Origin of the sequence: Methanoculleus frigidifontis (assembly GCF_030464345.1) — an archaeon.
GTDB classification, from domain to species: Archaea; Halobacteriota; Methanomicrobia; order Methanomicrobiales; family Methanoculleaceae; genus Methanoculleus_A; species Methanoculleus_A frigidifontis.
Window position 1 is genome coordinate 69,223 of sequence record NZ_VCYH01000006.1, and the last position, 24,276, is coordinate 93,498.

General features: G+C 59.8%; 21 protein-coding genes and 2 tRNA genes. 10 read left to right on the forward strand and 13 right to left on the reverse strand.

Translation table 11 applies throughout. The features are described 5' to 3' along the window. Positions 1-68 precede the first annotated feature (68 nt). The 4 genes from FGU65_RS10050 to FGU65_RS10065 form a co-directional block, all read right to left on the reverse strand. Positions 69-941, reverse strand: a complete 873-nt coding sequence (locus tag FGU65_RS10050; protein WP_301664331.1) for a thiamine pyrophosphate-dependent enzyme — start codon at positions 939-941, stop codon at positions 69-71. Next, a complete protein-coding gene (locus tag FGU65_RS10055; RefSeq protein ID WP_301664332.1) occupies positions 938-2,596 on the reverse strand; it encodes a 2-oxoacid:acceptor oxidoreductase subunit alpha in 1,659 nt (552 codons plus the stop codon). The genes FGU65_RS10050 and FGU65_RS10055 overlap by 4 nt, the downstream gene beginning before the upstream one ends. A gap of 100 nt (positions 2,597-2,696) precedes the next feature. Further along, the gene (locus tag FGU65_RS10060) at positions 2,697-3,449 is read right to left on the reverse strand and encodes an MJ1433 family protein (protein ID WP_496401170.1); all 753 of its coding nucleotides are present in this window, start codon (positions 3,447-3,449) and stop codon (positions 2,697-2,699) included. A 153-nt stretch (positions 3,450-3,602) separates the two neighbouring features. Beyond that, positions 3,603-4,736: an NAD-dependent epimerase/dehydratase family protein gene (locus FGU65_RS10065; RefSeq protein ID WP_301664334.1), complete on the reverse strand. Its 1,134-nt coding sequence runs from the start codon at positions 4,734-4,736 to the stop codon at positions 3,603-3,605. A gap of 212 nt (positions 4,737-4,948) precedes the next feature. Here FGU65_RS10065 and FGU65_RS10070 point away from each other — a divergent pair, with 212 nt between their 5' ends. Continuing rightward, the gene (locus FGU65_RS10070) at positions 4,949-5,413 is read left to right on the forward strand and encodes a hypothetical protein (RefSeq protein ID WP_301664335.1); all 465 of its coding nucleotides are present in this window, start codon (positions 4,949-4,951) and stop codon (positions 5,411-5,413) included. 86 nt (positions 5,414-5,499) lie between these two features. On the opposite strand, the gene FGU65_RS10075 is transcribed toward FGU65_RS10070, so the two are convergent. Continuing rightward, entirely contained in the window at positions 5,500-6,183 is a 684-nt protein-coding gene (locus FGU65_RS10075) for a 2,5-diamino-6-(ribosylamino)-4(3H)-pyrimidinone 5'-phosphate reductase (RefSeq protein ID WP_301664336.1), read from the reverse strand. Positions 6,184-6,403: 220 nt separating this feature from the next. On the opposite strand from FGU65_RS10075, the gene FGU65_RS10080 reads away from it, so the two are divergent. The 3 genes from FGU65_RS10080 to FGU65_RS10090 all read left to right on the forward strand — a co-directional run bounded on the left by FGU65_RS10080 (position 6,404) and on the right by FGU65_RS10090 (position 10,699). Continuing rightward, positions 6,404-8,203 (forward strand): PAS domain-containing sensor histidine kinase, encoded by a 1,800-nt coding sequence (locus tag FGU65_RS10080; RefSeq protein WP_301664460.1) that lies wholly within the window; start codon positions 6,404-6,406, stop codon positions 8,201-8,203. Positions 8,204-8,222: 19 nt separating this feature from the next. Continuing rightward, complete coding sequence (locus FGU65_RS10085; RefSeq protein WP_301664461.1) at positions 8,223-8,633, forward strand: response regulator; 411 nt, start codon at positions 8,223-8,225, stop codon at positions 8,631-8,633. Positions 8,634-9,358: 725 nt separating this feature from the next. Further along, the gene (locus FGU65_RS10090; RefSeq protein ID WP_301664337.1) at positions 9,359-10,699 is read left to right on the forward strand and encodes a glycosyltransferase; all 1,341 of its coding nucleotides are present in this window, start codon (positions 9,359-9,361) and stop codon (positions 10,697-10,699) included. Positions 10,700-10,825: 126 nt separating this feature from the next. Here the strand turns inward: FGU65_RS10090 and FGU65_RS10095 are convergent, their stop codons facing one another. Next, positions 10,826-12,037, reverse strand: coding sequence for a PAS domain-containing protein (locus FGU65_RS10095; protein WP_301664338.1), 1,212 nt, complete (start codon positions 12,035-12,037; stop codon positions 10,826-10,828). A 458-nt stretch (positions 12,038-12,495) separates the two neighbouring features. On the opposite strand from FGU65_RS10095, the gene FGU65_RS10100 reads away from it, so the two are divergent. The 3 genes from FGU65_RS10100 (at position 12,496) to rsgA (ending at position 16,885) form a co-directional block, all read left to right on the forward strand. Further along, on the forward strand, positions 12,496-15,126 hold the full coding sequence (locus FGU65_RS10100; RefSeq protein WP_301664339.1) for a PAS domain S-box protein: 2,631 nt from the start codon (positions 12,496-12,498) through the stop codon (positions 15,124-15,126). 90 nt (positions 15,127-15,216) lie between these two features. After that, positions 15,217-15,687, forward strand: a complete 471-nt coding sequence (locus FGU65_RS10105; RefSeq protein WP_301664340.1) for a GyrI-like domain-containing protein — start codon at positions 15,217-15,219, stop codon at positions 15,685-15,687. Positions 15,688-16,003: 316 nt separating this feature from the next. Beyond that, positions 16,004-16,885, forward strand: a complete 882-nt coding sequence (gene rsgA, locus FGU65_RS10110) for a ribosome small subunit-dependent GTPase A (protein ID WP_301664341.1) — start codon at positions 16,004-16,006, stop codon at positions 16,883-16,885. Between the two features lie 143 nt (positions 16,886-17,028). On the opposite strand, the gene FGU65_RS10115 is transcribed toward rsgA, so the two are convergent. Next, positions 17,029-17,102: transfer RNA gene (locus FGU65_RS10115), tRNA-Phe, on the reverse strand. A gap of 137 nt (positions 17,103-17,239) precedes the next feature. Here FGU65_RS10115 and FGU65_RS10120 point away from each other — a divergent pair. After that, complete coding sequence (locus FGU65_RS10120; protein ID WP_301664342.1) at positions 17,240-18,208, forward strand: phosphoesterase; 969 nt, start codon at positions 17,240-17,242, stop codon at positions 18,206-18,208. On the opposite strand, the gene FGU65_RS10125 is transcribed toward FGU65_RS10120, so the two are convergent. Next, positions 18,195-18,983: a hypothetical protein gene (locus FGU65_RS10125; protein WP_301664343.1), complete on the reverse strand. Its 789-nt coding sequence runs from the start codon at positions 18,981-18,983 to the stop codon at positions 18,195-18,197. The genes FGU65_RS10120 and FGU65_RS10125 overlap by 14 nt on opposite strands. Before the next feature lie 129 nt (positions 18,984-19,112). Between FGU65_RS10125 and metG the strand changes: the two genes are divergently transcribed. After that, positions 19,113-21,110: a methionine--tRNA ligase gene (gene metG / locus FGU65_RS10130; RefSeq protein ID WP_301664344.1), complete on the forward strand. Its 1,998-nt coding sequence runs from the start codon at positions 19,113-19,115 to the stop codon at positions 21,108-21,110. A gap of 226 nt (positions 21,111-21,336) precedes the next feature. Here metG and FGU65_RS10135 read toward each other — a convergent pair. The 3 genes from FGU65_RS10135 to FGU65_RS10145 form a co-directional block, all read right to left on the reverse strand. Further along, positions 21,337-21,411: transfer RNA gene (locus FGU65_RS10135), tRNA-Arg, on the reverse strand. A 93-nt stretch (positions 21,412-21,504) separates the two neighbouring features. Then, a complete protein-coding gene (locus tag FGU65_RS10140) occupies positions 21,505-21,897 on the reverse strand; it encodes a DUF473 domain-containing protein (RefSeq protein WP_301664345.1) in 393 nt (130 codons plus the stop codon). A gap of 5 nt (positions 21,898-21,902) precedes the next feature. Continuing rightward, positions 21,903-22,619 carry a proteasome assembly chaperone family protein gene (locus FGU65_RS10145; protein WP_301664346.1) on the reverse strand — a complete coding sequence of 239 codons (717 nt, stop codon included), beginning with the start codon at positions 22,617-22,619 and terminating at the stop codon, positions 21,903-21,905. Between the two features lie 60 nt (positions 22,620-22,679). Between FGU65_RS10145 and FGU65_RS10150 the strand changes: the two genes are divergently transcribed. After that, positions 22,680-22,994, forward strand: a complete 315-nt coding sequence (locus FGU65_RS10150; RefSeq protein ID WP_301664347.1) for a DUF5611 family protein — start codon at positions 22,680-22,682, stop codon at positions 22,992-22,994. Between the two features lie 649 nt (positions 22,995-23,643). On the opposite strand, the gene FGU65_RS15905 is transcribed toward FGU65_RS10150, so the two are convergent. Both FGU65_RS15905 and FGU65_RS15910 read right to left on the reverse strand, forming a co-directional pair. Next, a complete protein-coding gene (locus tag FGU65_RS15905; protein WP_367652378.1) occupies positions 23,644-23,919 on the reverse strand; it encodes a TfoX/Sxy family protein in 276 nt (91 codons plus the stop codon). Between the two features lie 62 nt (positions 23,920-23,981). Continuing rightward, entirely contained in the window at positions 23,982-24,275 is a 294-nt protein-coding gene (locus FGU65_RS15910; RefSeq protein WP_367652382.1) for a DUF3795 domain-containing protein, read from the reverse strand. Position 24,276: the final 1 nt, after the last annotated feature.

Below are 24,276 nucleotides of genomic sequence, written 5' to 3' on the forward strand. Positions count from 1 at the left end.
GAATGATGGAAGATTGCCGAAGTCCCTATATATGCGTTGCGCTCCCCTCCGGCAGATCGGCGAGCCTTTCAGCGGTATCCCTCCAGCAGGTCGCGGACCGCTTCCTCCCTCCTCTTCTCGCGCCGCGAAAACTCCTGGAACTTCTCCCCGAATACGGGCATCTCTCTTCGGTAGAACGTTCCGAGGGGGATACGGGTCTTTGAGGTGTAGTCCCACTCGCGGCTCTTTGCAAGCGCCTGATCGAAGCTGGCCGTACCCAGCCCCTCGTCGGCGACTGCATAGACCTGTTCGTTGTAGCAGTCCGTCCGGTTGAAGTAGGTCGCGCAGATCTGCAGGATCTCGACGAAAGAAAACCCCTTATGCAGGATAGCCTCTTTGAATGTCTCTTTGAGCGGTTTGAGCCTCTTTGTATATCCCCGGGAGATGAACGTCGCCCCGGAGACCAGCATCAGTTCGAGGGGATTGATCGGCCGCTCCGTGATCCCGCCCGGCGTGGAGCGGCCCTTGAATCCGTATGGAGACGTGGGGGTATACTGGCCGGTCGTCAGCCCGTAAACCCGGTTGTCGTGCACAATCACCGTGATATCGGCGTTCCGCTTCGCTGCGAAGATGAGGTGGCCGAGCCCTTCGGCGTAGGTGTCGCCGTCCCCGACGAAGCAGATGACCCGGAGGTCCGGGTTTGCGACCGCGATCCCGGTCGCGAGCGGGATCGCCCGGCCGTGGATGGCGTAGTAACTGTTGACGTTGAGATAGTCGACCAGTTTGCCGTGGCACCCGATACCGCCGACGAGGACGAACTTCTCAAGCCCGATACCCTCGGACTCTGAGAGTTCAGCGAGTGCGGACTTCATCATATGCTCGATAGAGAAGTTGCCGCACCCGGGGCACCAGGTGTTTTCGGCAGGACTGATGAGGTCGCCGGCCGGTTTCCCGTGGATCATCCGATCACCTCCGCAAGCCTCCCGGCAAGTTCGTCGACGGAGAACGGCCTCCCGTCGTACTTCAGGGCGAGGTCGTCGACCGGAAAGCCGTGCTGCCGGAGAAGCCGTGCCAGCTGCCCGGTGGCGTTGTTCTCGACGGCGATCACACGATCGGCGCCTGCCGTCGCGGACCGCCACTGCTCCGCCGGGAATGGGGCGAGGATGATCGGGCGGACGACCCGGGCGTCGAAGCGCTCCGCGGCCTCGATACAGGCTCCTTTCTGTGAGCCCCAGCAGACGATCGCGGTTCCGGCATCCGGTTTTCCTGCCATCTCGACGGCCCGGGCGCTCTCGACGTCGCGCCTCAGGCCCTCGGCCTTGCGGAGCACCTTCTCCTGCATTCCAGCGATCCCCTCTGCATCCTCCGTCGTGAACCCCACCTCGTCGTGGGCGTAGCTGTTCGCCTTGACGGGAGCGCCGCTCCCGGGCGGGAAGGCGAGCGGGGAGATCCCGCTCTCCGTGTCCCGGTAGCGCCGGTACGGCTCCGTGCCGTCCCAGAGCTGCGTTTCGTACTGCGGTATCGGCCCGGCCGCATCGATATCGAAGGTATACCCTCCTTCGGCCAGGGTCTTGTCGACGAGGACGATCGACGGGATCTGGTACTTCCAGGAGAGCGAGAGCGCACCCGCAGACCAGGCGTACATCTCCTCGAGGTCTCCGGGAGCGACGATGAAGCGCGGGAACTCTCCCTGGCCGGCGTTCAGCGCGAAGTGGAGGTCGCCCTGCGCCGTGTAGGTGGGAACCCCCGTGCTCGGGCCCGGCCGCTGGCCGAGGACGATCGTCACCGGCGTCTCGGACATCCCGGCAAGGCTCAGCCCCTCGGTCATGAGGCAGAACCCGCCGCCCGATGTGCAGACCGCCGTCCGGTCGCCCGCATACGCAAGCCCGAGCGCCATGAGCATGACGGCGATCTCGTTCTCCGGATGAATGACCTTCACCCCGAGGTCATCGGCGTGGCCGGCAAGGAAGTGCAGGAGGTTTGAGGTGGGCGTCATCGGGTAGGCGACGAAGGTATCGAGGCCGCCCCGGACGAGGCCGAGCCCTGCAACCTCGTTTCCCGTGAGCACCGGGAGACCCGGCCGGTTCAGCGCCTCGATCCGCATCACCTCGTCGACGGCATCACCCCCGCGCCCGGCGACCCGGAGATTGACGTCCAGGTATTTCTCCGGGACGGTCTTTCCAAAGACGTCCTCCAGGACATCCCGCCCGATCCCTGCTGCGCTGCAGAACGCGCCAAGGATCGCGGAGTTGCGGGTGATAGCAGGAGCGTTCTCCTCGTCGAGGATCCTGTTGACGTCGACGGGATGGCCGCCCGCGCTCACCACCCGATAGGTGTCGTGGATGATGACCGTGTCGTCACGGATTCGGCCGGTGTGCCGGTCGATGCAGTTCTGGTCGAGTGCGAGCAGGATGTCGTCGGTGTCTCGATGGGCGCCAATCTTCTGCTCTGCCGCCCTGACAACGGCAAAGTTGTGTCCGCCCCGGATGAGGGACGGGTAGTCGAAGTACATGTAGACGTGGTATCCGAGATGGGTGAATATGCCGGCAATCGCCAGCCCCGCCGTGTTGATCCCCTCTCCGGCCTTTCCGCCGATCATAACGGAGTAGTCACGCATGCTGATCGCGGGGCGTACTCCTGATCAGTATTTATATCTTCCCGACCGGAATTGCCCCGGCCCCGGCGAAACGGACGTAGCAGAAAAAAATGGAGGGTGCTCACCGGACAACGGGCGATGCCTCTTCGTCGAAGGGGTTCGAGCGCATCGCAAGCGAGAAGAGATACGGGTAACTCTTCTGCAGATAGTGCATGTAATCGAGCCACTGGCGGACGAGCATGCCGTAGACCCTCCTGATATCACCGGTGAGGTGCTCAAGGTCGTTTCTGGGCAGCCCTGTAAGATCGCCTCGCCGTTCGAGTTCTTCGGTGAGGTGAAAGACCGCCCGGAGAAGATCGGTGAACGACTCGTGTTCGAGCATTACGGGGTTTTCGAGCAGCCGAAGCAGGAAATTCCTGCGCTCCATCAGGAACGTGTGCAGGGCCGCAAGGTCGATCCTGTCGATCGCAACGTCGTAGTCGTAGTCGCCGAGCCGGGTGCGCACCCGGGCAAACTCCTCATCCGTCCAGTCTCCCCTGACGATGAGATCGCCCCGGATCCTGGAGAGACTCGGATCGTGATCCGAGAGATAGGCCAGAAGCCCGGTGCCGACTTCGGAGAAGAACGTTCCGATGACCATATTCAGTTTTTCAAGCCGCTCGCGTTTTGCCCTGACGCTCAGGAGCTGGTTTAAGATCACCGTCACCAGCAGGACATTGATCGGGAGAAACCCGATGGCGTTGAAGAGGTACTGGTAGGTGTTGAGCGCGTCCCCGAGGAGGAGGTACTTCGTCAGGTAGATTATCACGGATGTCGCGACTAGGGCGATGCCAAGCCGCGTTTCCCATCGCTGTAACGGATTCACAGGTCTCACATCCCGTGATCAGTGTGGAGAGCAGGCGGGAAAAAAGATGGTGGCTGGAGACCCTCTATGGACACCGCTTTCCGGGGGCTCTCGTCTCCCCTCTCCCCGCCGGAAAGGGTCTCTTCTCCTGTACGGGTTGCAGAAATGCACGGGTTTGGGTGGTCAGATCGCCATGCCGCCGGTACTGACTTCGCGCTGCTGGAGTCTCTGTTCACGCTCCTGTGCCATCTGTTCGGCCACCCAGGATGCCAGATCGGCAACCCCCTCCGCGAGCGGGATTGCCGGGGCGTATCCCAGGATCTCGCGCGCCCGGCTGATATCCGCGAAGCAGTGCCTGACCTCGCCGATGCGATGGGTGCCGGTCGTCAGCGGCGTACTATCTGTTTTTCCAAGCATAGCGGCCATTGTTGCCGCAACGCTCCGGAACGTATGCGGCAGGCCGCTCCCGATGTTGAAGGCCGACCCGGCCGCCTCCGGCACCTCAAGCGCCAGGCGGAATGCCGCCGCGACGTCGGAGACATGCACGAAATCCCGCTGCTGGTTTCCGTCTTCGAAGAGCAGCGGCGCCTCACCCATGAGCAGCCTGACGGCACAGTCTGTCAGAGCCCCGGTGTAGTGATTTGCAAAACCCTGCCTCGGGCCGTAGACGTTGAAGAGACGGAGCGAAACTGCCTGCATGCCGTATGCGTCGCCGACGATCCGGCACATCTTCTCCTGATCGTATTTTGAGAGGGCGTAGACGGACTGCGGCGATGCCTCCTTCGCCTCCGGTGTCGGGAGCGGGTAGAGGACCTCGCCGTCCGGGCTGTGCGGTTCGAAGTCGCCTTTGCCGAGCCGGTCGGCGGTCCTCCTGATGGTGGTGTATACCCCGCCGTTGAGCGAACCGTACAGTCCTTCACCGTAGATGCTGCTGCTGGAGCCGACAACGAGCCGCTGGACCGGCCGTCGGATCAGCTCTTCGAGCAGAACGGCTGTACCGAGGCTGTTCGTGCTTGCATACTGCTCGATGTTGTACATGCTCTGCCGCATGCCGACGGCCGCCGCCAGGTGAATGACTGCGTCAACTCCTTCCAGGGCTTCCTGCACCGAGTGTGCGTCCCTGACGTCGCCGACGATCAGGGTGGCCTGCGGGTCAAGGTATTCCGGTCGTCTCCGCTCGACGCCGTGAACCCGCGGTGTGAGGTTATCCAGGATTTTGACGTGATAGCCATGGCGTAACAGCTCATCGGTTATGTGCGAACCGATAAAACCGGCTCCGCCTGTGATAAGAACGGTTGCTACTGCGTCGTCACTCATGTCGATCAGCCACCCTTCATGCCCTCTTTGGCATTAAATATTATTGTATAATTTGAATAATAGTGGGAAAATCCGCTCTTCCCGCCTGGTGAATGAGAGCCGCCTCCCTGCAGTTTTCGGCTGATCTCCTTCCGTCGATGCGGCCCTGCTGCCGGTGTTCACAGAGCCATAGAGTACGAAAATTAAAATAGCTCACTGACAATGGATGATTTATGAAACTGAGGTTATTCATCTCCGTGCTGGTGATGCTGGCTGCTCTCTCGCTCGCGGCGGCCTGCACCGGCACACCCGACTCCGGCACGACACCGACGGCAACGACGCCGGTATCGACGACGCAGACACCCGCAGCAACGGCGGCAGTGCCCCTTACCCCCGAGCCGACGGAGACGATCCCGTCGACCTACGGCGAAGTGGATATTCAGGCTCAGAAAGACCCGATCTCGAACGAAATCTCCGTCATCTTCCGCGGCGGCAAAGGACAGTCATGGACGCAGGACATCAACGTCACGGTCGTTCGTTCTACCGGGGAAGTTGTCACGAGCTCCGATCTGCAGCCCGTGATCGGCAGCCAGGTGGATATTGCGGGGACTCGTGGAGACGACCGCGTGATCGTGACGGTCACGCTGAAGACCGGAAACAGCTACCGGGTCTACGACCAGGTTCTTAAAGGGCGATAGGTCAAAGAGCGCCTGCAGGGCAGCAATTGGGGGCATGCCCTGCAGTTCTCATGCCTGGTAAGCCCGAAAAAAACCCTCCCTGTTTTTCAGCGAATGATACGGACGTCCCATCTGACGAGCAGGCCGTCGTCCATCGGTTCAGCCTCAGAGAGCTGCAGCCTGATGAAATCGGATTCGTGCAGGAATCCCTCGCCGTCCGCGGGCGTGGGTGCATCTCTGCCGCCGATGACCATGCTGCCGATGTACGTGTACATCGCGTCGACCAGTCCCTGGCTGATGAGCGACCAGATCAGGGTGCCGCCTCCCTCAACCATCAGCCGCCGGACGCCGTGCTGATAGAGGATTGCAAGAACTTCCGGCAGGTCGACGCTCTCGCTGCCGGCAACGACGACGTTTGCAACTTTTTTCAGGTGTTCAACCCTTTCTTGTGGAGCAGCTGCGGAGACGGCGATGATCCGCGTGCCCGTCCCCTTTCTGAGGATGTCGGCGTCGGGAGGCGTTCGCGCATGGCTGTCGATGACCACCCGCACCGGGTCTTCATCTTTTCCCTCGCGTTTGCGCTCGTCGCGAAGCTGCTGGCTCTTTACCGTCAGCGATGGGTTGTCGGCGAGGACCGTTCCGATGCCGACCATGACGGCGTCGCTCTCCGCCTTGATCCGGTCGACCCGCAAAAAGTCATTCTTTCCGGAGATCTTCACCTGTCTTCGCTCCTTTGTGGATATTTTTCCGTCGGCGCTCATCGCCACATTAACAAAGACATATGGACGCATGTATCATGTATGTACAACACCGGCAGCAATTATACCCTGGGTTTCCTGGAGCGCCGCTTCGTCGCCGTATCAGGGCTTTCCGGGGAGGGACGGGTTTTTGATCCGCCCTGGGGGGATGCACGACAATATTTGTAGGTTTTTCGGGGAAATATGGGATATTTCCCTTTTACAATTACGAATGTTTTAAATATCGCAACTTGAATAGTCTTCAGTGCCTAGTATGCCCGAGAACCGCTCCACGCATCTGGTCTTGTGGGAGAACCTCTATAGCGAAGGCGATCTCGTGAAGATGGTGGTGATACTGGCACTTGTTCTTGTATCCCTCATGGTCACCGTCTGTGCTCTCGGCAACCACGTCGAGCAGTACTATCCACTGGTCTACTGCCTCCCGATTGTCCTGATATCACTCTGGTTTCCCCGGCAGGGACTCAAAGTTACGAGTGTTCTCGTCGCCGGTTTTCTGCTCATCCACCTGCACTATTTCACCATCGGATCTTCGGTCGACCTTATATCGCTCGGGCTATACTCGTCGCTGTTCTTCTGGATGCTCGGGGCGACGTCCCTCTTCACGAAGAACACACATCTCGCCGTTTCACGCTACAAGAGGCTCATCGAAGAGGCCGATGATGCTCGGTTCCTCTGTGATACCGGCACGTTGCGCATTCTGGCTGTCAACCGGCGGTGCGCCGAGATCTTTGGATGCGAACCGTACGAGCTCCTTGGCGTCCCTCCCGAGACACTCTGGGCGGATGCCGCCGAGCTGCAGCGGTTTGCCGACGCGATGCGCAGAGAAGGGTACGTCGGGAACCTCGAGCAGACCTTCCTGACGAGAAGCGGTGACTTCCATGCCGTCCTGCTCTCCTGCCGTTCGCTCCCCCCTGATACCCTCTACGAATGTTCCGTGGTCGATATCGGGCAGTTCCGCAGCGAGCGCGACCAGTTGCTCAAGAGCAACGGTCGCCTCCAGAGCCTCATCCATCAGTCCCACGATCTCATCTTCATGCAGGATGCCGATGGGAGGTTCCTCCACTTCTACTGGGTACGGGCCGAAGAGAACGGCATCGACCCTGCAGTGATCGTCGGGAAACGGATGGACGCCCTTCTTCCCTCCGATGCGGCAGAGCGGCATGCGCTGCAGCTTGCGGAGGTGATCGAGACTCGGAGAGCGACCACCTACGACCTCACCTGCGATTTTAACGGCTCTTCCCACGTTTTCTCCGTGACACTCAGCCCCATGCTCGGCGGAGGCGGCAATTTGATCGGCATCGTCGGGGTCGCACGCGACGTCACTGAAGTGAAACAGCAGAAGATGGTGTGCATGCAGCTTGAATGGGAGATCGATCACTGGAAAGAATTTCTTACGACCGCTGCCCACGAGCTGCGAACGCCCCTCCAGCCGATCATCGGGTATCTCCGGCTGATGCTTGACGACCCTGACTATTACGGCCTGAACGAGGAGGCATGTCGCATCCTGGCGCTCTGCCTGGAAAGTTCTGGCCACGAACGTGCCGTCGTCGACAAGATGCTCGATCTCTCTCTCCTCGCCATGGAGCATGTCGAGCTGCATATTGCGGATGTTGATCTCCGGGCGCTCATCGATACGGTTGTACTCGACGGGGGATACGACCAGCAGGCGGAGATCGCGAACGAGGTGCCGGAGAACCTGTATATCCGCGGGGATTCCGACAGGATGTACCAGGTACTCGGAAGCCTGATCTCCAATGCAGTAAAGTATAATAGCCCTCCGAAGAATGTATGGATACGGTATACTGAGTCAAACCAGAACCATTATATTATGGTAACCGACAATGGCATCGGTATCCCCTATGAGGTACTCGGGTCGATCTTCAGGCCGTTCTACGTCGGAGATGCAACGCAATTGAACCGTGAATGCGGGCGTCTGGGGCTCGGGCTATCGATCGCCAAAAAGTATGTCCAGATGCATGGGGGAGAGATAACCGTTGCCAGTGACGTGGGAGCGGGAAGTACATTTACGATACGTATATCCAAGGAGGTGTGAGGAAGTGGGAGATAAAATTATGGTGGTAGACGATGATCTACCGACGCTCGAAGTGATGGAGTTACTGCTGCGCAAGATCGACCGGGAGCCTCTTCTGGTGCATAATGGCTGGGATGCACTGAGAATTTTGAAGAAAGAGCGGCCTGCACTGATCATCCTTGATGTCATGATGTCCCCGATCGATGGGTGGCAGTTCCTCGAGGAGCTCAAGCGCAACGAGGAGCTGAAAGACATCCCGGTTCTGCTCTTCACCGCAAAGCATGTCTGGCCGGAGGAGTATTCACGGTATGCAGACGATATCGTCGGTGTCCTGGAAAAACCCCTCTCGCTCGCCGAGTTGAAAACAGTCTTGGAGAGAATTCTTCCCAAAGAGAACTCCTCTCATTTGGAGGAGAAGTCAGCCGGAAAAACACCTGACTTACGCTCCTGAATGTCTTTTTTGTCCCGGGAGATCTGCCGATGGCCGGATATGCCGCGGCATGCACAGGGTGATCCGTGGCTCTGCAAACGCTCCCGGTTCCCTGTACGAGGATTGCCGGTTGTTTCCCTGCGCACTACTCTTGCCCGGCGGCGTATGAGGGTATCCCGACACTCTCCGGCAGGAAGGGGGCGGTGCCCATTAGCGCTACCCTTCGATACAGGAATTCAAGCGTTCTTCCCCTGACCGGGCTGGTGCCGGGGACGACCCATTTCCCGGGCATCTCCCCATGCCGTGGACCGTGGCGGCTATCGCCCCGGGGGAAAGCCCGTGCTCCCGAATGCCCCGGATTGCGGTCATCCGGAGCAAGAGATGAGAGTTCATCTGATGCCTGGACCCCGCCGATAGCAACAGGAATTTCGGTGCACCCGGAGGGTACGTTAGCGCTAATGGAGCCCGCCCCCTCCCCGCACGCGATACCGCCAGAAATATCGTTTTTTTAGGCTCTGCCTCTGATGCACTTCCGTTCTGCTGATACATCGAAATGAGTTGCGTCGATCCCGATCGATCGTTTCGCCCACGAATTCTTTTGAGATCTGCTCTAAGGGACAGCAGTCTTCTGCTCTTCCGTTAGGCGGTTATCCCGGCACCGCTCCATGATTCGCCGCCTGAAGGTTTTTGGAAAACCGAAAATACTTTCAAGTCTCTGGTGCTGTTGTATCATTCAGTGGACTTTGATGAAGGTGACAGATCTGCCGCCCCCTCCCTCCCTGCAGGAGTACCGAACGATCGTCGGTGACGAGAAGATAGCGGCACTGGAAGAACTCACGGACCGGCTAAGCGGCGTTGCATTTCAGGAGATCAACTCGACACGCTCGGGAGGCGGAGTGGCCGAGATATTAAACTCGTATATTCCTTTCCTGACCGCTCTCGGCCTGAAGACGACGTGGAGCGTGATGGAGGCGGAACCTGCGTTCTTTGAGGTGACAAAGACTCTCCACAACTTCCTCCAGGGCAAGGACGGTTTCTCACCGTCCATGATCGAGACCTACTGGGAGACGCTCCGCAAGAATGACGGTCTGATCGACGAGGAGTCCGACGTGGTCACCGTCCACGACCCCCAGCCTCTCGGCCTCATTGAGTTCCTGGCACGTGACGAACTCATGCGCAAACGACTGATCTGGCGATGCCACGTGCAGCTTGAAACGCTCTCGGTCGACTCGGTCAGTGAGATCGGTCGGCTCATCCGGAAACTGGTGGAGCAATACCATGCCAGCATCTTCTCAAGCTTCCAGTATCTCCCACTCTGGCACGTGCCCAGCTTCATCGTCCCTCCCTTCATCGACCCCCTCTCTGAGAAGAACCGGGACCTTTCAGAGACGGAGATCACGGCGACGCTGGAGAAGTACGGTGTCGATCCGGACAGGCCGCTGATCACCCAGGTCTCGCGCTACGACATCTTCAAAGACCCCGTTGGTGTGATCCAGGCATTCAAGCATGTCCGGGAACGGGAGTCGTGCAGGAAGAAGGGCTGTCAGCTCCTCCTGGTCGGCGGGAGGGCGTGCGACGACCCCGAGTGCTTCCTTGTCCTGCGGAACGTCCGGCAGGCGGCGGAGGAGCATCCCGATATCCATATTCTCGATCTGCCGCCGGACAGCCCCCGCGAGATCAACGCCCTGCAGCGGGCGTCGCAGATCATCGTGCAGAAATCGATAAAAGAGGGTTTCGGCCTCACGGTCTCGGAGGGTCTCTGGAAGGGCAAACCCGTCGTCGCCGGGGACGTTGGCGGGATCCCGCTTCAGGTTAAGGACGGGTGGAATGGCTATCTCGTCTCGACCGTCCAGGAGACCGCAGACCGCATCATCTACCTCCTCAAAAATCCCGATCTGGCCGAGACGATGGGAAGCCGGGGGAGAGAGTTTGTGCGGGAGAACTTCCTTCTGACGCGCGGTGTCCTCGATCACCTCACGGTTGCCGATCAGCTGGTCAACGGAAAGATAACCGCCCGTGGCAGCGTCATCTGCTATCACCCGAGGGTCATGACCTCCGATACGGTGAACGGTGCGGAGTATCTCTGACGCTCCCGTGCACCCGTGGCCGGCACCACGCCCTCCGGCTGTGTGGAGCCCGGAGACGGAACCGGGGCAGAGGGGCGATGCCCGAGGACGGGCGGGGAGATCCGGCAGCGCTAAATCTTCATCCGGTCAGCGTACAGAGCCGCTCCCCGCAGACCTTATCTGACCCGACGGTTCCTGATACAGTTCATTTCGGCGGAGGAATTCCCGGATCTCCCGGGAGTCGACCCACCCCTGATCGAGCTGCCTGACGATCTCGTTAATTCTCTGCACCTGCCTGGCAATCTTCCCGGACGCTGGCTCGTCGTCGAGCAGATCCGCCAGGCCCTGTATCACCTGGAGCGGGTGGCGGACATGGTCGCCGAGTATTGCAAACTGCTCGATGTTCTTTTCAATCTGATCGTAAGCCCGCTGTTTCTGCTCTTCAATCCGTGCCTGCCGGGTGATATCCTGTACCTGGACGAGGTATCCTTTGATGAACCCGGTCTCTGCCGGGATGACCGGGCTGATCATGAGATTGAGATACACCGTGGCGGGCCGCGGATTAACGCCGCCGGAGCGGTGCGGCCCGGTGTCATAGGGGACGGTTGCGTGGAGCATCTCCCCGGAGCGGAGCCTGTCGAACTCCGGTTCCAGACAGGCAAACGCCCGGAAGATGTTGAAGTCCTCACTACCCCGCCTTTGTTTCAGCGCAAGTATGGAGGTGAATGCCGGGTTTACGTCGAGCAGGCGCCCACGCGCGGTGCAGTAGGCGATACCGATGGGAGAAGTCTCGAATATGCGCTTGAAACGGTTTTCACTTGTTTTGAGCCGCTTTTCCGTGTTTTTTTGACCGGTGATGTCGTGCAGAATGCAGAGGGCGGCTTTGATCTCTTCGTTCCGGCCGTGAAGCGGCCGTGCGGTGTATTCGCTGCAGCGCGCCTCGCCACCGTCCGTGTACTCCATCTCGCCGGCTGCTGTCTCTCCGGTTGTAAAGACCTGTTGCATCTTCTCCGTGAGAGGCTCCGGAAGCCGGGGGGCGAGTTCTGCCTGACGGTTGCTGTAGACGCAGTGCAGGTCGCGGTCAACGATAAGGATCTCTTCGGGAAGGGTTCGGAGGAGGCACGAGCATTGCTGCAGCCGAAAGAGCATCTCCGGGAACGCGTCTTCCATGCCCTCATCCGCCGTGGCGATCCTGCAGGGTGCATCGTGCTGCATCGCATCAACTTCTTCAGCAAGCGTCTTTGCGGCATCGAACAGACGCTCTCTGCTTTCGGAGGGGAGTTTTGCCGCACACTCGATGATCGCCGCCAGGGATGCGTGCATTCTGCGCCTCTGGAGCTCGCGTGGTGTCTCTTTCATGCTGTCATTCCTGTTCTCCGGGTGTGGCGGTGGGAGGTTCTGCCCGTACGTTGCAGGGTTCCCGGATAGGAGTATTCCGATCCTCTCTGCGCCAACGATCTCTGCGGTGTCTAAAGGTGCAGGTACGGTATACAGCCGCACAATAATATATTTTGTATTTTATACTGCAGCGGCGATTGTTTTTATGGCTCTGTTTTCATGCGCGGTACCGGAATTCCTGGGATATGAGCGTCTGCTGTCGGCACGTTTGGGACGGCAGGACTCCGGGAATGCATCCCCGGAGTGGTGGAGATCCGCTTTCTTTTTCGGCAACAGGGATCGCTCCTTAACCGAGATTTTCACGCTAAAAAGGCATTTTTCTTGCTAAAATTGATTATTGCACTGAAGTATTATGTTTCCATTATGGAAAGGTATATACCTGGTTTTGTGCAACCAATCTCTGGAAAGGTGTTTGCCGGGTGCTGCACTACAGGAAAGATGCCTTCATCCTCTACAGTGTTCTGGGACTGATCATATTCACCATCCTGATCGCAGAGCTCGGCATGTTTTTTCTTTCTGGCGGGATGTACCTCTTTCTTGCGCACCTGTTCTATTTTCCGGTGATATTTGCGGCGTTTCAGTACCCGCAGCGCGGTATCCTTCTTTCCGCGTCCTGTGCGGTGGCGTATCTTGCTCTTGTGTACGGTCTTGCGCTCCCTGATACGCAGGTGCTCATCGCTGCTACGATGCAGTTTTATGTCTTCGTCAGTCTCGGCGTCGGCATATCGGTTATATCCGGAAACCTGAAAGTGCAGGAGATGATGTACCGGAACGTCTTCGATCACGCGGGGAGCGCCATCTGTCTTATCGATGAGAGGACCGGCGCGGTCATTGAGGCAAACCGTGAATGCACCTGGATGGGTGCCGGAGCGGCGCCATGGGATGCCAGATCCCTCGACGAGATTCTGCCGAACACGGAGGAACGCCAGGCGCTTCTGGATCGCCTGCGGCGGGGAGAGGACGTCTCCGGTTACGAAGCGCGCTGCACGTTTCCCGACCAGACGGAGAGGAATCTTGTGATCTCGGCGAACCTTCTCCCGAACAATGTCATCATCATGACGCTGGAGGATATCACCGAGCGGAAACAGGACGAAGCTTCCCTGCGGGAAAGTGAACGGCACTTCCGGGAACTTGCCGACCTTCTGCCGCAGCCGGTCTTCGAGATCGGTGGAGACGGGTGCTTTACGTTTGCGAACCGGAGCGCGTTTGCGGCGTTCGGCTACTCCCCCGAGGATCTGCACCGGGGCGTGCACGTCCTGCAGACGGTCGTTCCGGGTGACCGCGAGCGGGCGAAGGAGGGTATCGCGCGCCTGATGCGGGAGGAGCGTCCCTACTCTGCGGAGTATACCGCTCTTCGGAAAGACGGGAGCACGTTTCCGGTGCTGATCGCGTCCAGTTGCGTCCGGCGCGACGGCCGGGCGCAGGGAATACTGGGTACGATAACCGACATATCGGAGCGGAAGCGGATCGAGGTGCTCGATCAAAAGCATATGCAGAACCTCGAATTTTTGTCGAGGACGGCGACCGAGTTCGTGGAGATGACGCCGACGATCGATATCTACGGCTACATCAGCGACCGCCTGCTGGAATTCGTGCCGGGTTCGTCGAACGTCATCGCCTCGATCGACGATGCCAGTCGGATTCTGGAAGTACGTGCAATCGCAGGTTCGCCGGGGTTCCGGCACGCCATGGAGGAGCTCCGTGATCTGCGGGAGGACGGGCTGGGCTTCGCCGTCCCTTCCTGGGCGATCGAGGCCATGCGTACCGGCGAGCTCTCGGAGATCCCCGGCGGCCTGCAGGAATGCACCTTCGGGCAGGTCTCGCCCGAGGTCTGCAGGTGCCTTGAGGAGGCGACCGGCGGAGGCCCGATCTATGGCGTCGGCTTCACCTGGAACGGGCGGCTCTATGCCGACGCGGTGATCTATCTTCCGGAGGGGCACGACCTTGACGACCCTGCCGTCCTTACGGCATTCATCCACCAGGCTTCCATCGCACTGCAGCGCAGGAGTGTGGAAGTGGAGCTGCGCGACCGCGAGGAGCAGTATCGCACGCTCTTTGATAATTCGTCCGATGGGGTGCTTCTGCTGACCGACGCCATCGTCGACTGCAACGGCCGGGTTCTGGAGCTGCTGGGGTATACCCGGGAGGAGCTGCTCGGGAAGACTTTTGCAGAGATATCCCCTGAGGTGCAGCCCGACGGCAGAAGATCTGTGGAACGTGCGCAGGAGCTGGTATTTGAGGCACGTGCCGGTTCCCCGCAGCATGTCTTCTGGCAGCACCGACGGAGTGACGGCACCCTCATTGATACGGAGGTTTCCCTGAAAGCCCTGTCACTGCACGGGCAGACCGTCCTGCTGGCCGCGATGCACGACGTCACCGATCGCCTGAGAGCCGAGAAAGCGATCCAGCAGGCCAATACCAAGCTCCAGCTCCTCTCGAGTATCACCCGGCACGACATCCTCAATCAGATCACCGGCATCGTCGGGTATATGGAGCTCCTGGGGGAGTCGCTTCCTGCCGGTGCCGAGGCGCAGGACTACTACCGTCGCATCATGGAACTGACCCGTACGATTCAGCGCCAGATCACCTTCACCCGGGATTACGAGGACATGGGGGTGAAGGCGCCGTTATGGCAGCGGATCGAGGCCGTTGTGTCTGCGGCCACGGAATCCCTCAATCCTGCCGGTGTTGCCGTGGCAATCGATACCGGCTCTGCAGAGATATTTGCCGATTCAATGCTGGAGAAGGCATTCTTTAATCTCATCGAGAACTCGGTGCGGCACGGCGGGCATGCGACAGAGATCCGTGTCACCTTCACTGTCAGGGATGGAAAGGGCATACTCCGGATCAGCGACAACGGCGCAGGGATCCCTGTGGCGGCGAAAGAACGGATATTCCAGCGGGGATACGGGAAGAACACGGGGTACGGGCTCTTCCTGGTGCGGGAGATCCTCTCCATCACCGGAATGACTATCCGGGAGGCCGGTGCGGAGGGAGACGGTGCCTGCTTCGAGATCGTCGTTCCGGAGGGAGTCTGGCGGTACGCCTGACCGCCGTCCACTCCGCTCTGCTTTTGCTGTGGGATGCTGTTCCACAACCTTGATGAGGCTTTGGGGAGCCATAGATGACGAGGAATTCATATGAAGAATGTTGCAGTTGTGGATGTCCTTCCACAGCAGGTCATCGGCATTCGCCGCCGCGGACGGTATGAAGAGATCGCTCCGATGATCATGGAACTTGCAGAGTTTGCAACGCGCCGGGACATCGAGATCACGGCTCCCCCGGCGTTTCTCTGCCACGAAGAATCTCCGGAGGCGGCCATGCAGGCTGCAGAGGCCGGGAACGCAGACCTTGAAGTAGTCTTCCCCGTCGCCGGCGCCGTCGAGGGCGATGGTGAGATCCGGGTCTACGAGCTGCCGGGCGGCACGATGGCGCGGATCATCCATATGGGGCCGTACCGTGACTGTGGAGAGGCGTACGAAGAGCTCTTTGCCTGGCTTGCGGCGAACAAAAAAGACATAATCGCCCCCCTGCGCGAGGTCTATGTCAACGACCCCTGCGAAACGCCGGAGGACGATCTCGTTACCTGGATCTACGCGCCGATTGCGTGAGTCGGTGCGGCATCCCCCTCCCCAAAGCTCCCCTGGAGATATCCCTCACGTAGTGTAATCTTTTTCGTCATTCGGGAACATACATGATTCGGAAAAGAGTGCTATGAACAGAGATGCCGCACGATTCACTTCATCGCATCCGTTCACGCTCGAGGGTCTCGGGTGGAATGGGTCATTCGCTTCTGCGTTTGAACGCTATCGGGGCTCGTATATCCCGGGAAGGGTGTCAAGCCGGCATCGCACTGTCTTTGACGTTATAACCGATTCCGGATTTATTCAGGCCGGTATTTCCGGAGCGCTTCACCGTGCCGGTCGGATGCCGGCAGTAGGTGATTTTGTCGTACTGCTCGAAAAGCCTGATGCGGGAGTCTCTCTGATCGTGGATATCCTTCCGCGGAAGACTGTCTTTACCCGCGGTGTCCCCGGCAAAGACGGGGAAGACCAGGTGCTGGCTGCAAACATCGACACCGTCTTTATCGTGACTGCGGCCGGCCCCGACCTGAACTGCCACAGGCTCGAGCGATACCTGGCAGTCGTCCATGCGTCCGGTGCAGAGCCGGTCATTCTCATCAGCAAAGCCGACCTTGCCGACGATCCCTCGGTGCTCACGTCGGCGGTTGCTCCCGTCGCCGCCGGGGTGCCGGTCATTGCACTCAGCGCCGTGACCGGCTTTGGCCTTTCGGCGCTCGATCCGTTTCTCGAACCCGGCAGAACCGTTGCCCTCATCGGGTCATCGGGGGTCGGGAAATCTACGTTGATCAATACCCTGCTGCACCGGGCCGTGCAGGATACCGCCCGGGTGCGGGAGTACGATGGGAAAGGGCATCATAAAACCACTGTCCGCCAGATGTTCATCCTCGAGAGCGGTGCGCTGGTCATCGACAATCCGGGGCTGCGCGAGGTCGGGCTCGGCACCGCCGGTTCTGGGTTGAGCGATACATTCCCGGAAATTCGTGAGCTGGCAGCCGGATGCCGGTTTTCGAATTGCCGGCATGAGAATGAGCCGGGGTGTGCGGTCCGCGAAGCGGTCGCGGAGGGTCTCCTCTCACAGGATCGCCTTGAGCGGTATATTCTGCTCACAAAAGAGCTTGCGTTCCAGCAGGAAAAAGCCGAGATCGGGCTCACCCGGCTTGAGCGGAAACGGTGGAAAGGCATCAGCAAAGCGGCACGCGACATTCGCGGTACGAAAGATCGATAGTGCCTCTCCGGAGGCTCCCGGCGAAAGTTCTCTTCTCATCCAGCACTTCCCGGAGATGAACGTCGTTTATATCCGCTCCGGGCTGGAGGGTTGTCGGAGACCGAACGAAACTTACGTTACGGATTTAAACCGGAAAACAAGAGTGCCTCAGCCCGGATTTGAACCGGGGACAACCAGATCTTCAGTCTGGCGCTCTCCCGGACTGAGCTACTGAGGCTTGGAGATCAGTGTTGGTTGTAGAGCCTAATAAATGATGTGATCGGCACTTCCCCACGCCTCTCCGACTCTCGCTATTCCGGCATCGACACCCGGAGACGTGGCTGTTTATCTTGTCCCGGGCCGAACCTTATACCGATGGATCGGAGCAGCGGACAGGACGGCAGGGAATCGAACCTGATGAAGGCGCTCTCGGAGCGGAGCCAGCACGTCGTTCATCTCACCCACAACGATCTCGACGCCGCCGGCGGGGATGCCATTCACCGGATGGTGCACGGCGACGTCTTCACGATCTGGGCATCGGTCGGGAAGTTCCCTGCCCTCTTCGATGCTGTCGCCGGTGCGCCCGGCCGCGGCGACCTCTTAAGCATCTCTGATCTCGGCTGCTTCAGGGACGTGGGGAAGCGGATCAAAAAAGCCCGGTCGAATGGCTGGCGGATCGAATGGCGGGATCATCACCGCTGGCGTGACGAGGAGATCCGGTCGGTCGAAAAGATCGTCAACCTGCTTCACGTCGACACCTCCACCTGCGCCACCGGCATCGTTGCCCGAGACCTCGCACCGGACAGCCCGGTTGCGGCGGAGGTTGCGCGGGTGGTCTGCGACTACGACCTCTGGAAACACGAAGACCCGCGCTCAAAGGTGCTCGGGCAGGTCGTCATGCGCAAGCAGAGCCGCGACTACGTCCGCGACTGCCTGGTACGAGGCGTCTTCACCGATGCACGCATCGAAGCGGAGTACGCAGAAATTCTCCGCGAGATGGAGGAGAAGATCGCGCAGAGCCTCCGACACGCGAAGGTCTATAGAGAGCCCTACCGGATCGTCTTCGCCCCCCTGTATGGCTACCCGAGCGAGACTGCGCATACTATCCGTGACCGCCTCGATACCGAGATCGAGGTGATCGTCTCCCCAAACGGCCGGTTCTCCATCCGCTCCGTCCCGCCGATCAGCCACCTTATCGCACGCGAATTCGGGGGCGGCGGCCACCCGCATGCGGCCGGGGGATCGTTCGATTTCTCGCTTCTTGACCGGCTGGCTTTCCGGCTGCTGAAGAAGAACCGCCACTACCGCCGCCTCGTCGAGGCCGCCGGCACTATCTCAGAATAAAGGCCTCGTCCACGCGGGCCTGCCAGTAGCCGGCGCAGTCCTGCTCGCAGTAGCCTCCCGCCCGGAGGCGCTCCGGGTCGGTGTACTCGGCCGCGGCGGCAAGGTCGCCGCTCTCTGCGTGCATCAGCACCAGGCGCCGTATCGAGTACTCCTCGGTCCGGTCGATCGCCCAGGGGAGCTGGTCGGGCAGGATGGGAAGTTCGGTCTGGTATTCGAGCAGCAGTTCGAGGTCGAACACCGCCGGATCCCGCGGGAAGAACGTGCACCGGCGTCCGGCGAGGTTTTCAAGCTCGATGGCATCGGCACTATCGGCGATCAGGACATGCCCCCACACGCCGGCGTCACGCATCTCCCGCATCAGGCGTGCATAGAGCTCCGCAGTGAGCTCTGCAAACTCCTCCGCATCCCCGATATAGTCGTCGGCGAGCCCGAGCAGGTGGGGTGCGGGGATTGCCATCCTGATACCTTTCTTCTCTGCGACAAGCGCCCGTGCATCCGCCGCAACCTCGCGCGGATCGATGCCGGGCTCGTCCTTCAGCACTCCTTCACGGAACCCGATCAGGGCATCGCGGAGGCGCTGAGCGTAGAAGATCCCGCCGACACAGGGGTCCGCTATCGGCTGCTGCAGGGCAAGCGACGTCTCCAGCTGGTAGGTGACGAGGTCGCCCCCTGCCCGTCCCCGGCGTCCGGCGATCCATGCCGCAAGCTCCTCGACCGAGGGTGTCCCGACCTCGGAGCCGTAGGATTGAACCGGGATGTCGCGACGTTTTGCCATTTCTTACCGGTGCCTCTTCGCCAGATGTTCAATTGTCCGCTGGGTGTGCCGGCGTTCTCGCACACACCGCAGACGCAGCGTCCCGTGTGTCGAACACTATTATTAGCATCGCAATCAGAGATGATAAGGATGAGTGGTAAGCCGTTGCTGGTGACGTGCGGGCTTCCGTATACGAACGGACCCTGCCATATTGGACATCTGCGAACGTATGTACCTGCTGATTTTTACGTGCGGTATATGCGGCGCGTCGGTGAGGATGTTGTGTTTATCTGCGGGTCCGACAACCACGGGACACCCATCGTGATCAGTGCGGAGCAGGAGGGCACGACACCGCGCCAGCTCTCGGAGCGGTATCACCAGCACTTCGACGCTACATTCAAACGCATGCTGGTGGAGTTCGACCGGTTCGGGATGACGGACGACCCTACCAATCACGAACTGACAAAAGACCTCGTGCAGCGGCTCATCGACCGGGGATACATCTACGCGGAGACCGTCAGCCAGAGCTACTGCCCGGATTGCAGCCGGTTCCTCCCGGACCGGTATGTTGAGGGAATCTGCCCCTACTGCGGCGCCGTAGCCCGTGGCGACGAGTGCGACCAGGGATGCGGGCAGCACCTCGAGCCTGGCGAGATCAAGGATGCGGTCTGCAAGGTCTGCGGGGCAAAGGCCGAATACCGCGATCAGGAACACTACTTCTTCAGACTGGGTGAGTTCAAGGACTTCCTCCTCGAGTATCTCCCGGACCTCCGGGGCACTTCGAACGCCCGGAATTACGCTCTCGGCTGGGTGAAGGAGGCACTCCACGACTGGTGCATCACCCGCACCCTCGACTGGGGCGTGAAGTTCCCGGGCAGGGACGACCTCGTCGTCTACGTCTGGGTGGATGCTCCCATTGGCTACATATCGTTCACGAAGGAGTGGGCGAACGGCGCCGGCAGGGACTGGAAGGATCTCTGGTGCGGCGATGATACACGGGTCACTCACTTCATCGGCGGCGACATCATCTACCACCACTGCATCTTCTGGCCGGCGCTCCTCGAGGGTGCCGGCGTCGGCCTCCCGCACGCCGTGGTGGCGAGCGGCATGGTGACGATCGAGGGGAAGAAGTTCTCTAAATCCCGGGGATACGTCGTCTGGACGAACGACGACTACCTCGACCAGGGCCTCCCCGCCGACTACCTCCGCTACTACCTCCTGACCTATACCAATCACACCAAGGAGCTTGATTTCTCCTGGAAGATCTACCAGGAGCGGGTGAACAACGAACTCGTGGGCACGCTCGGCAACTTCATCTACCGCACCATGCACTTCGCCGCCAAGGAGTTCTCCGGTGCATCCTCCCTGGCGGCAGAGCCGATGATCGTCGAGGAGATCGGGCGGGCGCTCGACGCCGTCGACCGGGCGATGCGGGATTACGAGTTCAAAAACGCCGCCGATGCGATGATGACGCTCGCCTCCTTCGGCAACGCATACATCCAGAACAACGCCCCCTGGAAACTGATCAAGCAGGATAAGGAGGCGGCCGAGCAGGTGATCGCAAACTGCCTGCAGCTTGTAAAGGCGCTGGTGCTCGTCTTCGAACCGCTCCTCCCCGAGACGATGCAGCGTGCATGGGAGATGCTTGGCAACACCGACGCTGCCGGCACGCACGCTGTCAGCGAGGGTACAGAGCCGCTCGGAGCGCGGCAGCTCCATAAGCCCGCCCCGCTCTTCGTCAAGATCGAGGACGACCGGCTCTCGGCGCTCGAGACACTCCTGAAGCAGCGGGTCGATCAGGCGAGGAAGGCCGAAGAGAAGAAGGCGGCCGCCACCGTTCCGATCGATCGGTTCGCCGAGCTCGAGATCCGGATCGCCCGGGTAACGGCGGCCGAGCCGATTAAAGGCTCAAAGAAACTTTACAGACTGACCGTCGACCTCGGGGATGAGCAGCGGCAGGTGGTCAGCGGTATCGCCCAGTTCTACACGCCCGACGAGCTCGTCGGGAAGGACGTGGCGATGATCGCCAACCTCGAACCGGCAAAGATCTTCGGTGTCGAGAGCCAGGGGATGATCCTTGCCGCCGGCGACGAGGCGTCCCTGCTCGTACCGCTCCGCCCTGTCCCGCCGGGGACGCAGGTCCGGTGACCTCGGCCAATCTTTTTTCGCGGCACCGGCGTTGCCGGCCGCCGTCGGAACACGCGCGATGCGCACAGGCCGCGGCGATCGTTCCGACAACCAGGTGAAGTGCCGCGCTCCCGGTTTCGGTCTCTGCTGCAGTGCTTTTCTGCTGTCTCTCATATGCCAGGAAGCAGCGTGTCCACGCTCCGCTCGGGCTTTGGGTGTCCCTGCACTGGTGCAGGCAAGAAGAAGACGGGCCTGGAGGGATTCGAACCCCCGACGTCCGGGTTAGAAGCCCGGCGCTATGTCCTGGCTAAGCCACAGACCCTGATGGTGTTCCCATATTTGTTGTGGCTCTGTGGTAATTAAGCCTTTGAATGGCGGCAGCACCTCTCTTCAGAAAGGGGGTGGACGGAAGCGTTCACCCTGCCCGGTAACAGGACGACCGTATGACATCCACTTTCGTCGGTTTTCCCCAATCTTCTCCTTCGACATTGCGGGCGATCGTCGATCCCGAGTACCGGATCTTGATCCGGGCCGACATCCGTTCGCGCTCTTCAAAGTAGGCAGGGTTGACGAACTCGACGATCCGCTTCATACTGATATTGAGCGAGAGCAGCTCGACGAGAATCCCGGGATCGCCATCGGAGAGGTCGTCCTGGTCGACCGAGGTCATGAAGATGCATTCTCCCGGTGTGGCGTCGGTCAGCGAGATGATGTTGTGGGCACTCGAGAGTTCGAGTGTCCGGGCTTTCCCTGCCTTGAGCTCGGCGATAACGGACGGTGATATCCCGGTTAATGCTGTACACTTCATGGCTATCACCCGTACATCGGCAGCTGCTCACGCTTGGGCTGTGCCGTCTCGGTCTTCTGCACCTGTTCGGCGATCTGTGCCATCGCTGCCTCGATCTCAACCGCCTGGTCGAGGAGAGGCTGCACATCAAGGCCGAGGCTGTAGATCTTGTTGAGCACCTCGATGGTCGAGGCGGATGACCGCGGGTCCGGGGTGTTCACGGTCTCTCCGAGAAGCCCCATCCCGGGAATCCCCCTGGTCTTGCACTCCGTGAGAATGCTTGCCGCAATCCCGGAGATGCTGCCCATCGGCAGGATTATCGTGTTCTCAGCGATCTTCTCCAGCACGTTCTGGTTGGTCGCCACGCCGAAGACCCGTTTTTCCGGTTCGTTTGTAGTAATTCCCGCAATCATGACGATCTCCCGGAGGTTGTACTGTACCAGCCAGTTCATGATGCCGTTTGCCACCTCGTAGCATATCATGGGGTGGATCGGGACGTCCGAGACGATCGCCGCAAGGCTGTCCTTCTCGTAGAGGCGCACGGGGGCGCTGATCACGCCTTTTGCCATGAGCGCCACCGGCGGGAAGTATTTGCTGGTAATCGATCCGATCTGTTCGAACTCCATCTGCTCGACCAGGTACTGCAGGGCGATACTGCCCACGAGCCCGCTGCCCGGAAACCCTATAAGCACTGATTTTTCAGCGCTTCCGAGGTCCCTGGCAATTACCTTTATATCATCCATACGATCACTTCGCTCCCCGTCGGATTAGTTTAACATAGCTGGATGTCCCTTAAAAATATTATGCAAGAGTATTCAATAAAACGTGGCTACGGCAAAAATCTCGCGGAAAACATGGTTCAGGGTCTCCGGGATCAGTTCGGGATCGAGCCTGAGGAGTCGGACGGCCACTATGTCGTCAGCTACGGTGCATTGAAGCGTCTTGAAGTCTGGACGGGTGAGAAGGGCAAGACCCTGATCGTCGACACGGAGTCGAGGACAGATGTGGACGATGAGACGATCATCGACACGAACCGGCGTTTCCGCAGATATCTTGAGCAGGCAACCGGATATAACTCGAAAGAACGGGCGAAGAAGGCCAAGAAGATGGCCGAGTGAGGCGGCCGGTCGATACTTTTCTCATCCCGCCTCCCGCCGGTTTCACGTGAAGCAGCGGTGCGGGGATAGTGACGGGGTCTCCCGGGCTCAAAGCCCGCAAAAACTGTCAGTCCCCGTTTTCCCCTGAAACGGGTTCAGTGGTTTATCTTTGAGGTCATCCCAAAAGTATTCGTGGATGGAAACGTTCGATCCGAATCGACGCAACACATCTCGATGTATCAGCCAAGGAGGTGCAATCAGAGGCAGAACCTACAAACACGATATTTCTGGGGGTATCGCGTGGGGGGAGGGTGCGGGAGGGCGTCTTCCCCATTGGCGTCAACGTACCGTATGCCTGCACTGTATTTCCGTTGCTATCGGCGGGGTTCAGGCAATTGATGAGATCCCATCTCTTGCTCCGGATGACCGCAATCCGGGGTATTCGGGGGCACGGCGTTCCCCTGGGTATCGCCATGACTGCCCCCGCCCTTTGAGGGGTGGGGTTGATGCGGTCCTGGGGATCTTCGCGGGAGACAGGGGAGGGGAAAACTCCTCCCCGTCGGCCCCACCCCGGAGGCAATTGGCCGCCACGGTCCACGGCATGGGGAGACGCCCGGGAAAAAGGGCGTCCCCGGGACAAGCCTCATCAGGGGAAGAATGCGGTATACGCTCAAATCCCCGTATCTAAAGTTAGGGCATACGGGGCCGGCCTCTCTTGCCAGAGAGTATTGGGATAACCTCTTCTTTTCCCGGGTATCGGCGCCGGAAGTGGGGCACAGGGTATCCGCGTGTACGGCGGTGCAGTCTTACCGTCCGGCATGAACTCCTTTCCCTGTTCGGTAATCTTTACGAAGAACCGGTTATCGCAGACGCAGGCAAAAAACTTTCCGTCGCAGTTAAAGCCGTATTCGCCGAACATTTTTCTGTATGTGATTATCCCCCGCACCGGCGAGATGTTCGGCTACGAACGCTGCAAACTTCGGACTTGACGCCGTACGTATCGCCTCCTCACTCTCCGCACCATGCTCTGCACTGTGCGATTCTTCTTCCGTCGTCGCCCTGGCTCTCGTCGAATGCAAACCGTATCAGCGCCTCGCAGGGAAACTCCTCGCATTGACCGCAGTTTTCCAGCCCTTTTGCCTCGCAGCAGGTTTTCAGCGGACAACTGTCGCCCCAGAACGGCTTATGTATCGCCGTGCAGCCCCTGCAGCCCGTCTGTGCCCGATACTCGCATTCGCCGCAGAGCCCTGCGGGGCGAAAGTAGACCGGAATCCTGCAGGCGTACCAAAAAAGAAAGATTATA

What these genes read in the sequence shown, in the direction of transcription:
- FGU65_RS10050 (WP_301664331.1), bottom strand. Translation starts at nt 941, where the DNA reads ATGATCCACGGGAAACCGGCCGGCGACCTCATCAGTCCTGCCGAAAAC.
- FGU65_RS10055 (WP_301664332.1), bottom strand. Translation starts at nt 2,596, where the DNA reads ATGCGTGACTACTCCGTTATGATCGGCGGAAAGGCCGGAGAGGGGATC.
- FGU65_RS10065 (WP_301664334.1), bottom strand. Translation starts at nt 4,736, where the DNA reads ATGAGTGACGACGCAGTAGCAACCGTTCTTATCACAGGCGGAGCCGGT.
- FGU65_RS10070 (WP_301664335.1), top strand. Translation starts at nt 4,949, where the DNA reads ATGAAACTGAGGTTATTCATCTCCGTGCTGGTGATGCTGGCTGCTCTC.
- FGU65_RS10075 (WP_301664336.1), bottom strand. Translation starts at nt 6,183, where the DNA reads ATGCGTCCATATGTCTTTGTTAATGTGGCGATGAGCGCCGACGGAAAA.
- FGU65_RS10080 (WP_301664460.1), top strand. Translation starts at nt 6,404, where the DNA reads ATGCCCGAGAACCGCTCCACGCATCTGGTCTTGTGGGAGAACCTCTAT.
- FGU65_RS10085 (WP_301664461.1), top strand. Translation starts at nt 8,223, where the DNA reads ATGGTGGTAGACGATGATCTACCGACGCTCGAAGTGATGGAGTTACTG.
- FGU65_RS10090 (WP_301664337.1), top strand. Translation starts at nt 9,359, where the DNA reads ATGAAGGTGACAGATCTGCCGCCCCCTCCCTCCCTGCAGGAGTACCGA.
- FGU65_RS10095 (WP_301664338.1), bottom strand. Translation starts at nt 12,037, where the DNA reads ATGAAAGAGACACCACGCGAGCTCCAGAGGCGCAGAATGCACGCATCC.
- FGU65_RS10105 (WP_301664340.1), top strand. Translation starts at nt 15,217, where the DNA reads ATGAAGAATGTTGCAGTTGTGGATGTCCTTCCACAGCAGGTCATCGGC.
- rsgA (WP_301664341.1), top strand. Translation starts at nt 16,004, where the DNA reads ATGCCGGCAGTAGGTGATTTTGTCGTACTGCTCGAAAAGCCTGATGCG.
- FGU65_RS10120 (WP_301664342.1), top strand. Translation starts at nt 17,240, where the DNA reads ATGGATCGGAGCAGCGGACAGGACGGCAGGGAATCGAACCTGATGAAG.
- FGU65_RS10125 (WP_301664343.1), bottom strand. Translation starts at nt 18,983, where the DNA reads ATGGCAAAACGTCGCGACATCCCGGTTCAATCCTACGGCTCCGAGGTC.
- metG (WP_301664344.1), top strand. Translation starts at nt 19,113, where the DNA reads ATGAGTGGTAAGCCGTTGCTGGTGACGTGCGGGCTTCCGTATACGAAC.
- FGU65_RS10140 (WP_301664345.1), bottom strand. Translation starts at nt 21,897, where the DNA reads ATGAAGTGTACAGCATTAACCGGGATATCACCGTCCGTTATCGCCGAG.
- FGU65_RS10145 (WP_301664346.1), bottom strand. Translation starts at nt 22,619, where the DNA reads ATGGATGATATAAAGGTAATTGCCAGGGACCTCGGAAGCGCTGAAAAA.
- FGU65_RS10150 (WP_301664347.1), top strand. Translation starts at nt 22,680, where the DNA reads ATGCAAGAGTATTCAATAAAACGTGGCTACGGCAAAAATCTCGCGGAA.